Here is a 15908-nt window from a genome sequence, read left to right as displayed (position 1 = left end):
AACAGACAGCTTGTATATTGAATGTTTAATGTGAATACCTTAAAGATTAAAGTACGTTTGCATAACCGTCGTAAACACGGCCAGTGTTTGCATCTACTGTGATTGTAACATCATCAGCGATTAATTTAGTTGCGTTTTTAGCACCAACGATTGTTGGGATACCTTGTTCTAAACCGATAATTGCACTTGGTGATGTGATACCAGCTTCTTCAGCTACTAAACCAGCAGCTTGTTCTACATAAGGTACGAATGTTTCGTCTGTAGAATGTGTAACGATAACTGAGTTTGAAAGATCTCTGCCTTCTAATTCAGAAGCTTCGTTTACAACAACTGCGTTACCTACTACTGAGTTACGACCTACACCTTGACCTTTAACAAGTTCGTCGCCAACTAAGTGTAATTTCATCATGTTAGTTGTACCTTTTTCACCAGTTGGAACACCAGCAGTGATGATTAATAAGTCACCATTTTGAACGCGGCCAGTTTCGATTGCTGTTGCTACTGCATTGTTAAGTAATGCGTCAGTAGTTTTGCGTCCTTTTTTAACAACTGGGAATACGCCCCATACTAATGCTAATTGACGTGCTGTTTCTGGGTTTGGTGTTACAGCGATGATGTCTGAATGTGGACGGAATTTAGAAATAGTTCTTGCAGTTGAACCACTTTCAGTTGCAGCTACGATTGCTTTAACTTTTAAGTTAAGTGCAGTATGTGCTACAGAAACACCGATTGCATTTACTAAGTTAGTTTCTTCTAATTTAGTACGGTCATTTAATAATTTTTTGTAGTTTTGAGCTGCTTCAGCTGCAACTGCAATGTTTCTCATTGCTTTAACAGCTTCTTCTGGATATAAACCAGCAGCAGTTTCACCAGATAACATAACTGCATCTGTACCATCATAGATAGCGTTGGCTACGTCACTTGCTTCGGCTCTTGTTGCACGTGGGTTACGTTGCATAGAGTCTAACATTTGAGTTGCAGTAATAACTGGTTTACCTAATTTATTACATTGTCTGATAAGGTCTTTTTGGATAACTGGTACATTTTCAGGTGGAATTTCAACACCCATGTCACCACGTGCTACCATTAAACCATCAGAAACTTCAAGAATTTCTTTAATGTTGTCGATACCTTCTTGGTTTTCAATTTTAGGAAGAATTTGGATATTAGTGTTGCGTTCTTCTTCTAAAATTTTACGGATATCTAAAACGTCACTTGGGCGACGTACAAAGCTTGCTGCGATTAAGTCGATGTTTTGATCGATACCGAAGCGGATATCATCAGCATCTTTATCAGTAATACCAGGTAAGTTAACTTTAACGTTTGGTAAGTTAACACCTTTTTTATTTTTAATTTCACCTGAGTTGAGGACTTCACATAAAACTTCGCCTTTATCTTTATCGATTTCTTTAACTTCTAATTCTACTAAACCATCGTCTAATAAAATATATGAACCGATTTCAATGTCGTTGATTAAATCTGCATAAGTCACAGAAAATTTATCAGCTGTACCTAAAACTTCTTCCATGCTTACGATAACGTCGTTACCTTTTTCTAAGAAGATTACGCCATCTTTCATGTTGTGTGTTCTTATTTCAGGTCCTTTAGTGTCAAGCATGATTGCGATAGTTTTATCTAAACGTTGTGCAACTTCTCTGATGCGGTCAATACGAACTTTATGTTCAGCGTGATCACCGTGAGAGAAGTTCAAACGGGCAACGTTCATGCCAGCGTTCATTAATTTTTCTAACATTTCTTCAGATTCTGATGCAGGTCCAATCGTACAAACGATTTTAGTTTTTCTCATTATAAAAGCCTCCTAAAAATTTCACTAAATCTATCATTAAATTGATAATTCTTGTGCTAACTCATACATATTAAAATTAAACTTACTACCTTTATTACTGAAGATATCATCAAATGGTGTTTGAGTTAATTCATTTTGTTTAATGCCAACTCCCAATGCTGTTTTACCTTCAATTAATAATTCTACAGCATGACCGCCAAGTCTTGATGCCAACACTCTGTCTTGTCCAGTCGGGCTACCACCACGTTGGATATGACCAAGTACAGATACACGTCCATCTACATGGATGTATTTAGCTAATTCTTCTGCACATTCTTGTCCTGACATAACACCTTCAGCTACCATAACGATAGAATGTTTTTTACCTCTTTTAATACCGGCTTCTATTTTTTCTGCGATATCTTTGATATCTGTTTTTACTTCTGGAACGAGGATTGTTTCTGCACCGACAGCTAAACCAGCCCACAATGCAAGGTCACCACAATCACGACCCATAACTTCGATAATAAATGTTCTCGCGTGACTTGATGCAGTGTCTCTGATTTTATCGACAGAATCAATAATTGTATTGAGTGCTGTGTCAAAACCAATTGTGAAGTCTGTACCTGGAATATCATTATCGATTGTTCCCGGAATACCGATAGTTTGAATTTCTGGGCATTCTTCACTGATACGTTGTGCACCACGGTAACTACCGTCACCGCCGATAACAACTAATCCGTCAATACCATGACTTCTTAAGTTGTTAATTGCTTTCGCACGTACTTCTTTGTCCTTGAATTCTGGGCAACGTGCAGAGTAAAGGAATGTACCTCCTCTTTGAATTGTATCTCCCACTGATCCTAGTTCAAGCTTTTTAAGATCATCATTTATCAATCCGAGGTAGCCTTGATACACACCGTAAACTTCAATCCCATTATAAATGGCAGTACGCACAACTGCTCGAACAGCAGCGTTCATTCCCGGAGCGTCTCCACCACTAGTCAAAACTGCAATTTTTTTCATGACAACTGACCTTCCTAACTTGTATGATTTACATTAAAAATACCATAAAATAGCGTGGTTATCCATAAAAATACCATGCAATCCATAATGTAAACGTTTTATATTTCTATTTTCGAAATATAGCCACACTTTTTATTTAATATGGTTTCAATAGACATATTTTTACAGTCTGAATTTTCCAATTTCTGTGATTTTTAACTATCATACCGTGATTAATTCTTAAATACAAAACGAAAAGGATTCTACACTCTTCCCTAAAATAGAAGTATAGAATCCTTTTCCCTTATTGTTCTTTATATTCACCCATTTGACGGAATTTATCAAATCGATCAGCAGCTAATGCTGGCCCATCTAATTTTTTCAATGCATCTAAATGAGAAACAAATGCTTTTTTAATACTGCTCGCTTGTTGTTCAATATCTTTATGTGCGCCGCCAAGCGGTTCTGTAATTACTTCATCAATGACACCTAATTCTTTTAAATCAGGTGCTGTAATTTTCATTGTTTCAGCAGCAATCTTTGAAAGGTTACTATCTTTCCATAGTAACGCTGCTGCGCCTTCAGGTGAAATAACTGAGTACGTACTGTTTTCAAGCATCAATACTCTGTTTGCGATACCTATACCTAAGGCACCGCCGCTTCCGCCTTCACCAATAACTAATGTAATGACAGGCACTTTCAAGCTTGACATTTCAATTAAGTTTTTAGCAATTGATTCACTTTGACCTCGTTCTTCAGCAGATTTACCAGGGTATGCACCTTTTGTATCAATAAACGTAAAGATAGGTCTGTTGAATTTTTCTGCTTGTTTCATTAAACGTAACGCTTTACGATACCCTTCTGGATGTGCCATACCGAAATTACGATAAATATTATCTTTCGTATCTTTACCACGTTGCTGTCCAACTATAGTGACCGGCTGACCGTTTAAATAACCAATACCGCCTATCATTGCTGGATCATCTCTGAAATTTCTGTCCCCATGCAATTCCATAAAATCATCGAAAATGTATGGAATATAATCTAGTGTAGTAGGTCGCTCTTGCAATCTAGCTAATTGAACACGATCCCAAGGTTTAAGATGCTTGTAAATTTTTTCAGTTTCACGTTCTAGAGAAGCTTCTAACATATCAATCTCTTCTTGCAAATCTACATCGTTTTTCTCTTGTGATTCTTTCAAAGCATCTATTTTATTTTTAATATCAAATAACGGCTTTTCAAAATCAAGCATCTTTACTCACCTCTTGTCCTGTATGCATTTTCAATAATTGACTTAAAGTAGCACGCATATCTTTACGATGTACTACTTTATCTAATTGACCGTGTTCTAATAAGAATTCCGCAGTTTGGAAATCATCCGGCAATTTTTCATTAATTGTCTGCTCAATGACACGACGGCCCGCAAAACCAATTAAAGCACGTGGCTCTGATAAGTTGATATCACCAACAGATGCAAAGCTGGCTGAAACACCGCCTGTAGTAGGGTGTGTCATATATGAAATGTATAATAAGCCCGCATCAGAATGACGTTTCAATGAAACACTTGTTTTACCCATTTGCATTAATGAAATAATACCCTCTTGCATTCTGGCACCGCCACTTGCAGAAAATAAAATAAATGGTAAACGTTGTTCTGTACAATAATCAATAATACGGCAGATTTTCTCGCCGACTACAGAACCCATGCTCCCCATTCTGAAACGTGAATCCATCACTGCAACACCGTATTTTGTACCGTCTAATTCGGCTGTTCCAGTGACTACCGCTTCATTCAAGTCAGTTTTGCTTTGATCTTTTTGAATTTTTTCTTCGTAACCAGGAAAGTCTAAAGGATTGGCAGATGTCATTCCTTTATCAAACTCTTTAAATGTTCCCTCATCTGAAATCGCTTCAATACGTTTATATGCAGTCAATGATAAGTGATGATCACAATTGAAACATACATTGAGGTTTTCAGAAAGTTCTTTTGTATACATGATTTTTTTACATTTCGGACATTTAGTCATGATACCTGATGGAACGTCATTCTGTTTTGAATCTTGGACAGTTACATATTTTTTCTTTTTACTGCCTCGATTGAAAAAATCTTTAAACATTGGTCAACCTCCACATCACTATTATGTTGATTTAAAGACATAACAGCACTTTGTAAAAATAATCTATTTAATATCAGTTAATCTCATCGTTTTATTGTATATTTCATCTGGATCAACTTCAACCCTAGCAACTCCAGATTCCATAGCAGCTTTTGCTACATTACGTGCAACCGATGGTGCTACACGTTTATCAAATGGCGCTGGAATACAGTATTCTGGCGATAACTCATCCGGCGCAATTAAATTAGCGATTGCTTGTACAGCGGCTTGTTTCATTTTTTCATTAATATGTGTCGCGCGTACATCTAAAGCCCCTCTAAAGATGCCTGGGAAAGCTAACACGTTATTAATTTGGTTCGGATAATCTGAACGCCCTGTTCCAATTACTTTTGCTCCTGCCGCTTTCGCATCATCTGGATTAATTTCCGGATTAGGGTTTGCCATCGCGAAAATAATACTATCTTTATTCATTGATTTTACCATATCTTGAGATAATGCATTGGCAACAGAAACACCGATAAAGACATCAGCGTCTTCGATAACATCCGCTAATTTACCTTCTTGCTTATCTTTATTTGTCCATTCTGCTACGAATTCTTTCGTTTCATTCATACCATGCGGACGTCCTTTATAAATAGCCCCTTTAGAGTCACACATAATCATATTGCGCACACCGTATGAATACAACAACTTCACAATCGCAATACCTGCAGCTCCTGCACCATTTAATACTACTTTGATATCTGATAAAGATTTATCAGTGATTCTTAAGGCATTAATCAACCCTGCCATTGTGACAATTGCTGTCCCATGCTGATCATCGTGGAAGACTGGAATTTTTGTTTCTTTCTTCAAACGATTTTCAATTTCAAAACAGCGTGGTGCAGAAATATCTTCTAAGTTGATACCGCCATAATTCGGTTCTAATAATTTAACAGTTTTGATAATTTCTTCTGTATCTGTCGTATTTAAAGCTATTGGTACACCGCTGACTCCCGCAAAGCTTTTGAATAGAACTGCTTTACCTTCCATTACAGGAATACTTGCTTCAGGCCCAATATTACCTAAACCTAATACCGCAGTGCCATCTGTCACTACTGCTACAGTATTGCCTTTTGATGTATAATCATAGACTTTACGAGGATCCTCGTAAATCTCTTTACATGGTTCTGCAACACCAGGAGAATAAGCTAAGCTTAATTCTTCTTTATTTGTAACTTTTACTTTGGGTGTAACATCAAATTTACCTTGATTTCTTTTATGCATTTCTAAAGCATCGTCTCTTAATGACAAACCAATCGCTCCTTTGTTTTGTTTCGTTATATCGAAATAAATTCACTCGTTTTATGTTCAATAAATCACTTAGTTGTTTCATTATTTTACCGAAAATTTACAATTAAACTTTCGATATTAGTACTACTCTGAATTTTATGTACTGATTATAACACAGATGTCATTATTGCACTGATTCTCATGGGTCAAATTATTAATTTCCTTAATTTTGTCAATGAAACGCTAAAAATTTTAAAAGTCTGTAACGAATGTGAACCATTGTCACAGACTTAAAATTACATTAAGCGAATATTTTCAGGTGCAATTTGTTCAACCAATCTTTCAATCGTCTCAACATCGCGCTCAATCCTTCCAACTTGTCTCATTTGATTGTTCTTTTCATCATAGTAATAAATTGGAAGCTGTTGACGTGTTTCTGAGATTTCTCTATCAAACTCTAAATCATCAACGTTAATTTTTCTTAAAACAATACGCGTTGCTTTTTCAAACATCATTTTTTCATAAGCTTCTAATGGTTGTACTTCATTAATGATGAGTTGATGTTTTTGATTACGGTTTTCAAACTTCCCTTTTACAATAAACGGTTTTTCTTCTAATAGTACTGTTTCATAACGTTGAAACGTATCAGGGAAAATAACGCCATCTAATGTATGCTCACCATCGTTTAAAGTCGCAAAAGCCATAGGTTGTCCTTTTTTTGTACGAATACGTCTAAGAGTATCCATTTGTACAAGTACGGGTTGATAATTGCTCGCATTATTTAATTTATAAATGCCAAGAAACTGTTTTGAATCAAACAATTTTTCCATTGGATGTTTGGTAATATAAAATCCTAAGTATTCTTTTTCAAAATTACTTAAAGCTAAGTCAGGCAACTCCTCTTTTTGTTGATACTCTAACTTCGGTGTAACAAAGTCGAAGATTAAAGCGTCCTGTTCAACTTGGCTTGAGGAATCTAAGACTTCATCTAGCGTTCCAAGAAGTGTAGCACGTGTTTCTCCGAATTGATCAAATGCCCCTACTAAAATGAGTGCTTCTAATAGTTTTCTTGTTTTAACTCTTCCAGATAACCTGCGTGTGAAATCAAAGAAGTCTTTGTAACGTCCATTTTGATAACGCTCATCTACAATTGCTTTAACACTTTGATAACCGACACCTTTAATTGTACCTAATGATAAATAAATGCCTTGTTCAGCTGCTTTATAATACCAATGACTTTCATTGATATCAGGTGGCAGAATCTTCAAGTTCATGGTTTTAGCTTCAGCAATCATCTGCTCAGTTTTTTTCTCACTGCCTATCACATTTGTTAATATATTGGCGTAAAAGTAATTTGTGTAATGTACTTTTAAATACGCCATTGTATAAGCTACTTTGGAATAACTCACCGCATGTGCACGCGGGAAACCATAATCAGCGAATTTAAGAATCAAGTCAAAGATTTGTTTACTCAGTTGCTCTGAATAACCATTTTGACTTGCCCCTTCGATAAAGTGTTGGCGCTCATTTTCTAAGACTGCACGATTCTTTTTACTCATTGCTCGACGTAAAATATCCGCTTCTCCATAACTAAAGCCAGCGAATTTGCTTGCAATCTGCATAATCTGTTCTTGATAAATAATAACGCCGTATGTTGATTTTAAAATCGGCTCTAAATCAGGATGCAGATATGCTACTTTAGAAGGATCGTGACGTCTTGCGATATAAGTTGGTATTTCCTCCATCGGACCTGGACGATATAACGAAGTCATTGCGACTATATCTTCAAAGTGTTGCGGTTGTAAACGTCTTAATGCATCTCTCACACCGTCTGATTCTAATTGGAATAAACCTGTTGTTTCACCTAATGACAACATTTTAAATACTTTTTCATCATTAAAAGGTATGGCTTCTATGTCGATATCGATATTCAAATCTTTTTTAACTTGGTTAATGATTTGGTGGATTATAGATAAATTTCTAAGACCTAAAAAGTCGATTTTCAATAAACCAAGACGTTCATCTTCCGTCATCGTCCACTGTGTTAATAATCCAGTATCTCCCATTAATAACGGTACATACTGATACAATGGACGTTCGTTGATGATAATCCCAGCCGCATGTGTTGATGTATGTCTTGGTAAGCCTTCTAATTTCTTACTGAGTTCGAACCACATTTCATGTCTATGATTGCGGTGTACAAAATCTTTAAACGATTCTGCTTCATAAGCTTCATTTAAAGTTACACCTGGTTTAGAAGGAATCAAATGAGAAATTTCACTCAGTGTTTTTTCTTCAAATCCCATTATACGACCTACATCTCTTGCGACTGCCTTCGCTTGTAAATGTCCGAAAGTGACAATACCTGAGACATGGTAATCTCCATATTTTTGTTGCACGTATTCAATCACTCGTTCACGTTTTGTATCTTCAAAGTCAATGTCGATATCTGGCATTGTGACACGTTCTGGGTTTAAGAATCTTTCAAATAACAGATTATATTTTAACGGATCAATTGTTGTGATATTCAATAAGTAACTGATTAAAGAACCTGCAGAAGAGCCACGACCAGGACCAACCATCACATCTTGCGTTTTCGCATAATGAATCAAATCACTAACGATTAGGAAGTAATCTTCATACCCCATTTTTGTAATGACATCAAATTCATAGTCTAAACGTTCTCGATAGCGCGGATTATCTAAATTCATGCGTTTGATTGCGTTATCTAACAATTGATATAAATAATCTTTTGAAGGAATATTATCAGGTGTTTCGTATTGCGGTAAGAGAGACTGATGATATTCAATCGTAATATTACATAGCTCAGCAAGCGCATTCGTATTGTCGATAATATCTTGAGATAAACTTAAACGGTCAATATCCGCTTGACCATAAAAATGTGCATGTTGTTCACTGCCTGTATTAACTAAATCTAAGGCTTCATTGTTTTTAATCGCTTGTAATGCACTGACAGTTTCAGCATCTTCTTCATCAAGATATTTGGCTTCTTGCATTAAAACTTGATTAAAATCTAATTGCTCTGCAGCCCCACTGCTCAAATGATCTGTAAAAACGTCCGGATGGTTACTAAACATTTCAGCTAAATTCATTTGTTCGGCCTTTACACGCTTAAAAATAATGACTAAATCATTTTGATAATGTTTTAGCCATTCCGTAGAAATTGTGCGCTTATCTTGTATTTTAATTGCTGAAGAAAGTTGATAGAGAGATTTCAATCCTTGGTTGTTTTTAGCTAATAAAACTGTTTCTAACTCAGTTAAACCGTCACTTAAATCTACCGTCATACCGATAATAGGTTTGATGCCTGCTTGTCTGCATGCATCATAAAATTGAGGGACCGCATACAAGACGTTTCTATCTGTCAGAGCCAAAGCTTGGTAGTCTTCTTTTATCGCTTTTTCAACAATGTCAGAAATACGTAAGCTTGATTCTAATAAATCATATGCTGTATGGATATTCAGATGTGCCTTCATGTTTCGTGTCCCTCCTTTTCATTTATAATCTTAGTCGATTAATTTTTGATTTAAAGCTTCTGCTAAACGGTCAAATTCATCCCAACTGTATACAGTTACGCCAGATGCATTCGGATGACCGCCGCCTCCGAATTGTTGTGCAACATCATTGATGACAATTTTTTTAGAACGCAAACGACAACGAATATCTTCACCTTCATCTACTGCAAAGACCCAAATTTTCAAACCTCGTAAATCAGCAATTGTATTTACAAATTGAGAAGCTTCATTCGGTTTGATATCAAATTGTTTTAATACCTCTTGTGTAATTTGAACTTTCGCAAAGCCATTATCATTCATTTCAAAATTTTGAAGTACATAACCTTGGAACGGCATCAGTTTAGGATCTTTTTCAGCCATTTTATTTAACTCTGCAGTATGGTCGAATGGATATTTTAAAAGCTGAGCTGCAACTTCCATTGTATGCACTGTTGTATTGCTGAATAAGAAGCGTCCAGTATCTCCGACAATACCTAAATATAGTAAACGTGCTGTCTCAGCATTAATTATTGAGGCATCATTAAAATGCGCAATAATATCAAAGATGATTTCACTTGTGGATGAAGCCTCAGTGTTCACATAATTTAACGCTCCATATTGATCTAGTGCTGGATGATGATCGATTTTGATTAAGCTTTTACCATTTGCATAGCGTTGGTCATCAATACGCGGTGCATTGGCTGTATCACATACGATGACTAACGCATCTTTGTATGTGTCATCACTAACTGCATCAAATGTACCCATAAAGTCTAAAGAAGGTTCACTTTCGCCTACAGCATAAATCTGTTTATCTGGAAATTTTAGTCGTAAATAAGATTTTAAACCTAATTGAGAACCATAGGCATCTGGATCTGGCCGAACATGTCGATGGATAATAATTGTATCTTCTTGTTCAATTCGGTTCATAATTTCATTAAATGTATTCATATCATTACTCCTTCGTTCATTGTTGATGCAGTACATCAGCTTTCTAGCATTTGGCATATAATCAGTGCTTTAGCTACGTCTTGTTGTCCTTCGCGCATACTGACTTCAATTTTGGCAAAATGACGACCTACATCTAACATGTCATAATTGATTTCAAGTTCAGTTTCAATGGAAACCGTCTTCATGTAAATAATGCTTAAGCTTTCAATCATAACTTCTTGTTTTTTGATTTGACGCATCTTATAACGAATCGTTTCTTCAATAATTGCGACAAAGGCACCTTTACTTAACGTCCCATATTGGCTTGTCAGCTGAGGTGCGACATCTACTGTAATTTTATCTTTATTAATAGAAATGTACTTGCCGACTTGATCGTTAATGGTTTCACCGACTTGCGGTTGACGTCCTAACAACTGCATTGCGCGCAATACATCTTCGCGCGACACTACACCTAGCAATTTCTTATTGATTGTTGTGACTGGCAGTAACTCGATACCTTCCCAAATCATCATATGTGCACATGTCGCAACTGTAGTTGACACTTGCACATTTAATACCGGCTTTGTCATCACTTTATAAAGATACTCTTCTGAATCTTTCGCGATAATATCTTTACTTGTCACTATACCTATTAATTTAAAATTATCATCGACAACTGGGAATCTTGAATGGCCTGTTTCTTGCGAACGGCTTTTGACATCTGCAACTTTCATTGTTTCTTTCAACACAGTCTCTTCAGTGACAGGTTTAACAATATCTTCAACGATTAAGATTTCTTTACGAATGATCTGATTATACATCGCACGGTTGATCATGTTCGCAACTAAATAAGAATCATAGTTAGAAGATAAAATTGGCAAATCGTGTTGATCTGCATAACGTTTAATTTCAGGTGTTGTATTGAAGCCACCTGTAATCAACACAGCACTGCCATGCCTTAGTGCTTCTAATTGCACATCAGTTCTATTGCCGACAATCAACAAAGTATTTTTAGTAAGATATTTAACCACATTTTCTAATTTCATGGCACCAATAGCAAACTTAGTCAGTGTGTTATGTAGACCGTTACGACCTGCAAGTACCTGACCATCAATAATTTTAACAATTTCACCAAACGTTAAATGTTCAATTTCTTCTCTTGTTTTCTTTTCTATTCTTACAGTGCCGACTCGGTCAATTGTTGCGACAAGTCCAAGTTGTTCAGCATCTTTAATTGCACGGTAAGCTGTTCCTTCAGATACCTCTAAATCTTTTGCTATTTTACGGACAGATATTTTCTGACCCACAGCGAGTGATTCAATGTGTGCAAGAATCTGTTCATGTTTTGTCATTACTTACTTCCCTCATTCTCTGCTTACTCTTCTTATTAATTATAACTTGATTCAGTCTAAAAATCGAAGTTAATCTCTCTTGAATTTTAACATGTTATAGGTGGAGTACCTAACTCAATTGTTGACATTTTGTAATTTAAACACCGTTTATTAAGTTGACAATAAATTTAATTGGAAAAGTTGACACATTTTTATTAGAATATGTATTAAGGAGGGATTGAGAATGTATAAAAATATTTTACTCGGCGTTGATACTGATTTAGAAAACAAAAAAGCATTAGCAAATATCAGAAAATTGTCTGGTGAAGGCACAATTGTCACTTTATTGAATGCGATTTCCGAACAAGATGCACAAGCATCTATTAAGGGCGGCACACATTTAAATGAATTAACAAAAGCGCGCAGTCAAGAATTACAACCTACACGTGATATCCTTGACGAATATGGCATCGAATACGATGAAATCATTGTGCGCGGTAATCCAAAAGAAGAACTTGTTAAATTTGCGAATAGCGGTGACTATGACATTTTAGTAGTAAGTAACCGTAAAGCACAAGAGAAAAAGAAATTTGTGCTTGGCAGCGTCAGCCATAAAGTCGCTAAACGTGCTCATATCCCAGTATTGATTGTAAAATAATGAAAAAATGCTTGTACATTGAGTTGTACAAGCATTTTTATTATCACTGTTATTTGAATTCTACAGATTCACCTGGTTTTAAGATTTGCACTTCGCCTTCTTTAACCAATTTCTTGAATTCCTCAGGATCTTGTTCGATATATGGGAATGTGTTGTAATGCACTGGCACAGTGATTTTCGGTTTGATAAATTCGTTAATCGCGTAGCTGGCATCTTCAATACCCATAGTGAAATTGTCACCGATTGGTACAAAGCATACATCGACCGGATGACGGTCTGCGATTAATTTCATATCACTGAATAAACCAGTGTCACCGCAATGGTAAACTGTCTTACCTTCAATTTCTAAAATTAAGCCAGTTGATGAACCTAAATAAACTGGGATTCCGTTTTCATTAGTAATACTTGAACTATGGAACGCTTGTACATATTTGACTGTTCCAAAATCAAACTCCCATTTACCTCCGATATTCATAGGGTGTACATTTTCTACACCTTGTGCAGTTGATAAATAATCTGCAACTTCTGCAAGGCCGACAACTGTCGCATTATTTTTTTGCGCAATTTTCACAGTATCACCGAAGTGGTCTGCGTGACCATGCGTTAAAATAATATAATCTACCTCTAAATCTTCTGCATTTAAATCTGATAATTCATTTCCAGTTATAAATGGATCTACGATGACTTTCTTTCCGTTTGCTTCAAAATAGATTGTTGATTGTCCATGAAATGATAATTCCATTTGAAAAGCCCCCTTATGCTTCATTCTTAACTCTAGTATAACATTTACCCCACTTTAGTCTAAATGACACCCTCCCGCTTTTGAATTCTGAACAGCTTTGACTTAAAATAAAGTTAATCATATGAATGGAGGTTGAAGAATTTTGAAAACAGAAGAAATTGTTAATGAAATACGTAACCAAGATGCAGGGGCTGCTTGGATTACGACACCGCTTAACGTATTCTACTTTTCTGGCTACTTAAGCGATCCTCACGAACGTTTATTAGCCTTATTAATTACTGCTGAGGGTGAAGAAGTTTTATTTGTCCCTAAATTAGAAGTAGAAGAGGTTAAAGCCTCTCCGTTCACTGGTAGAGTTGTCGGAAATGCAGATGGTGAAGATCCATTTAAACTTGTTGATTACAACTTCGACAAAATCTTAGTAGAAGAAGATCATTTAACATTAAAACGTCAAAAAGAACTCATTGAAGGTTTCGATGTAGAAACATTCGGTCCGATTGACCAAACAATCAAAGATTTGCGTAATGTCAAAACACCTGAAGAAATCGATAAAATTAAAGAAGCTGCAAAACTTGCTGATAAATGTATTGAAATCGGTGTAGACTTCTTAAAAGAAGGCGTTACCGAAAAACAAGTTGTTCGTCATATTGAATATGAAATCCAAACAAACTACGGTGTCAGTGCTATGAGTTTCGATACAATGGTCTTATTTGGCGATCACGCTGCTTCACCACATGGTATTCCTGGAGATCGCCAACTTCAAAAAGATGAATATGTATTGTTCGACTTAGGCGTTATCTACGAAAACTATTGTTCAGATATGACACGTACTGTTGCTTTCGGCAATCCAAGCGAAAAAGCAAAATCAGTTTATGATGTTGTATTAGAAGCTGAAAAAGCTGCAATTGATATGATTAAACCTGGTGTAGTTATTGGTGACGTTGATAGAAAAGCACGTGGCATTATTGCTGATGCTGGTTATGGTGAATACTTCGTACACCGCCTTGGCCATGGTTTAGGCTTAGAAGAACATGAATACCAAGATGTTGCTGGTTTCAATACAAACAAATTTGTGCCAGGTATGGTGGTTACTGTTGAACCTGGTGTGTATGTACCAGGTGAAGTTGGTGTTCGTATCGAAGACGATATCTTAGTAACAAAAGACGGCAATGAAGTCTTAACACACTATGATAAATAATAATATAGTTAATATGATTTAAGGTGGAGCGCTAATGCTTCACCTTTTTTATGAGCTAAAAAGCTTTTATGTATAGAAAGACGCCACCCCATCGCTGTTTATACCCCAAACAGCGATGAGATGGCGTCATTTTGATGTTTTCAGAGCATTAAACGCTCCTTACATCCCATTAAATCAATAATTAATTTAATGCTTGATCTACTGGTGTATACGGAAGATCAAACGTGTTAGCTACACCTTCATTTGTAACTTTACCGTCGTACACATTCAATCCTAATGATAATGGTTGGTTATCTTTCAATGCTTGTAAATAACCTTTGTTTGCGATTTGTAACGCATAAGGTAATGTCGCATTGTTTAAACCAATTGTAGAAGTACGTGGTACCGCACCTGGCATGTTTGCTACTGCATAGTGAACCACACCATGTTTAACATAAGTTGGATCATCATGCGTTGTAACGTGGTCAGATGTTTCGAAGATACCACCTTGGTCGATAGCGATATCTACCAATACAGCACCGTCTTTCATATCTTTAACCATTTGTTCAGTTACAAGTTTTGGTGCTTTAGCGCCTGGAATTAATACCGCTCCGACAACTAAATCACTTTGCGTAACATTTTGTTCGATATTTAGCGGGTTAGACATAACTGTATGCACACGTCCGCCAAATAAGTCATCAAGTTCTTGTAGACGTTTTGGATTAACGTCTAAGATTGTTACGTCGGCACCTAAGCCTAAAGCGATTTTCGCAGCGTTTGTACCTGCTTGGCCGCCACCGATAATTGTGACTTTACCTTTAGGTACACCAGGAATTCCTCCTAGCAATACGCCCATACCACCATAGAATTTTTGCAAGAATTGTGCACCGATTTGTGTCGCCATTCTTCCTGCAACTTCACTCATTGGTGTTAGTAATGGTAATGATCTATCTGGTAATTGCACCGTTTCGTATGCAATCGCAACGACTTCATTATCAACAAGTTCTTTTGTTAATGTTTCGTCGTTTGCTAAGTGTAGATAAGTGAATAAGATTAAATCTTTCTTGAAATATTTGTACTCTGGTTCAATTGGTTCTTTAACTTTGATAACCATTTCCACATCCCAAGCTTCGCCAGGTCCGTCAACAATTGTTGCACCTGCGCCTTTATAATCCTCATCTGTAAAGAATGAACCTTCACCTGCGCTGCTCTCTACTTTAACTGTGTGCCCTGCTTCAACTAAAGCATGAACACCGCTTGGTGATAAACCTACTCTGTTTTCATTATTTTTTATCTCTTTTGGAATACCTATTTTCATTCCGTACACCTCCCATCCTTATCCTAACGCTTATATGCTGAAAGCGCAATCATTACC

Annotated in this window: 12 protein-coding genes; 2 read left to right on the top strand and 10 right to left on the bottom strand. The window is 36.4% G+C overall.

Annotated elements, in window-relative coordinates:
- Positions 1–46: 46 nt before the first annotated feature.
- The 8 genes from pyk to BU038_RS03090 form a co-directional block, all read right to left on the bottom strand.
- Positions 47–1807 (bottom strand): pyruvate kinase, encoded by a 1761-nt coding sequence (gene pyk / locus BU038_RS03125; RefSeq protein ID WP_107604765.1) that lies wholly within the window; start codon positions 1805–1807, stop codon positions 47–49.
- A gap of 36 nt (positions 1808–1843) precedes the next feature.
- Positions 1844–2812 carry a 6-phosphofructokinase gene (gene pfkA / locus BU038_RS03120; protein ID WP_107604764.1) on the bottom strand — a complete coding sequence of 323 codons (969 nt, stop codon included), beginning with the start codon at positions 2810–2812 and terminating at the stop codon, positions 1844–1846.
- A gap of 283 nt (positions 2813–3095) precedes the next feature.
- Positions 3096–4043 carry an acetyl-CoA carboxylase carboxyltransferase subunit alpha gene (locus tag BU038_RS03115; protein WP_107604763.1) on the bottom strand — a complete coding sequence of 316 codons (948 nt, stop codon included), beginning with the start codon at positions 4041–4043 and terminating at the stop codon, positions 3096–3098.
- Entirely contained in the window at positions 4036–4908 is an 873-nt protein-coding gene (accD, locus tag BU038_RS03110; protein WP_107604762.1) for an acetyl-CoA carboxylase, carboxyltransferase subunit beta, read from the bottom strand. Before accD ends, BU038_RS03115 begins: the two co-directional genes overlap by 8 nt.
- 63 nt (positions 4909–4971) lie before the next feature.
- On the bottom strand, positions 4972–6201 hold the full coding sequence (locus tag BU038_RS03105) for an NAD(P)-dependent malic enzyme (RefSeq protein ID WP_107604761.1): 1230 nt from the start codon (positions 6199–6201) through the stop codon (positions 4972–4974).
- A gap of 275 nt (positions 6202–6476) precedes the next feature.
- The gene (locus BU038_RS03100; RefSeq protein ID WP_107604760.1) at positions 6477–9677 is read right to left on the bottom strand and encodes a DNA polymerase III subunit alpha; all 3201 of its coding nucleotides are present in this window, start codon (positions 9675–9677) and stop codon (positions 6477–6479) included.
- 30 nt (positions 9678–9707) lie between these two features.
- Entirely contained in the window at positions 9708–10646 is a 939-nt protein-coding gene (locus BU038_RS03095; protein ID WP_107604759.1) for a DHH family phosphoesterase, read from the bottom strand.
- A gap of 35 nt (positions 10647–10681) precedes the next feature.
- The gene (locus BU038_RS03090; protein ID WP_107604758.1) at positions 10682–11977 is read right to left on the bottom strand and encodes a DRTGG domain-containing protein; all 1296 of its coding nucleotides are present in this window, start codon (positions 11975–11977) and stop codon (positions 10682–10684) included.
- A 223-nt stretch (positions 11978–12200) separates the two neighbouring features.
- Between BU038_RS03090 and BU038_RS03085 the strand changes: the two genes are divergently transcribed.
- Entirely contained in the window at positions 12201–12614 is a 414-nt protein-coding gene (locus tag BU038_RS03085) for a universal stress protein (protein WP_107604757.1), read from the top strand.
- Positions 12615–12663: 49 nt separating this feature from the next.
- Here BU038_RS03085 and BU038_RS03080 read toward each other — a convergent pair whose 3' ends face one another.
- Positions 12664–13356 carry a metal-dependent hydrolase gene (locus tag BU038_RS03080; RefSeq protein WP_107604756.1) on the bottom strand — a complete coding sequence of 231 codons (693 nt, stop codon included), beginning with the start codon at positions 13354–13356 and terminating at the stop codon, positions 12664–12666.
- A gap of 142 nt (positions 13357–13498) precedes the next feature.
- Between BU038_RS03080 and BU038_RS03075 the strand changes: the two genes are divergently transcribed.
- Complete coding sequence (locus tag BU038_RS03075) at positions 13499–14554, top strand: M24 family metallopeptidase (protein ID WP_107604755.1); 1056 nt, start codon at positions 13499–13501, stop codon at positions 14552–14554.
- 181 nt (positions 14555–14735) lie between these two features.
- Here the strand turns inward: BU038_RS03075 and ald are convergent, their stop codons facing one another.
- Positions 14736–15851: an alanine dehydrogenase gene (ald, locus tag BU038_RS03070; protein ID WP_107604754.1), complete on the bottom strand. Its 1116-nt coding sequence runs from the start codon at positions 15849–15851 to the stop codon at positions 14736–14738.
- Positions 15852–15908: the final 57 nt, after the last annotated feature.

This window comes from Staphylococcus simulans, from assembly GCF_003043455.1.
GTDB classification, from domain to species: Bacteria; Bacillota; Bacilli; order Staphylococcales; family Staphylococcaceae; genus Staphylococcus; species Staphylococcus simulans_A.
Note: the sequence above shows the minus strand (reverse complement) of the source record. Positions and strands in the feature narration are given on the sequence as shown.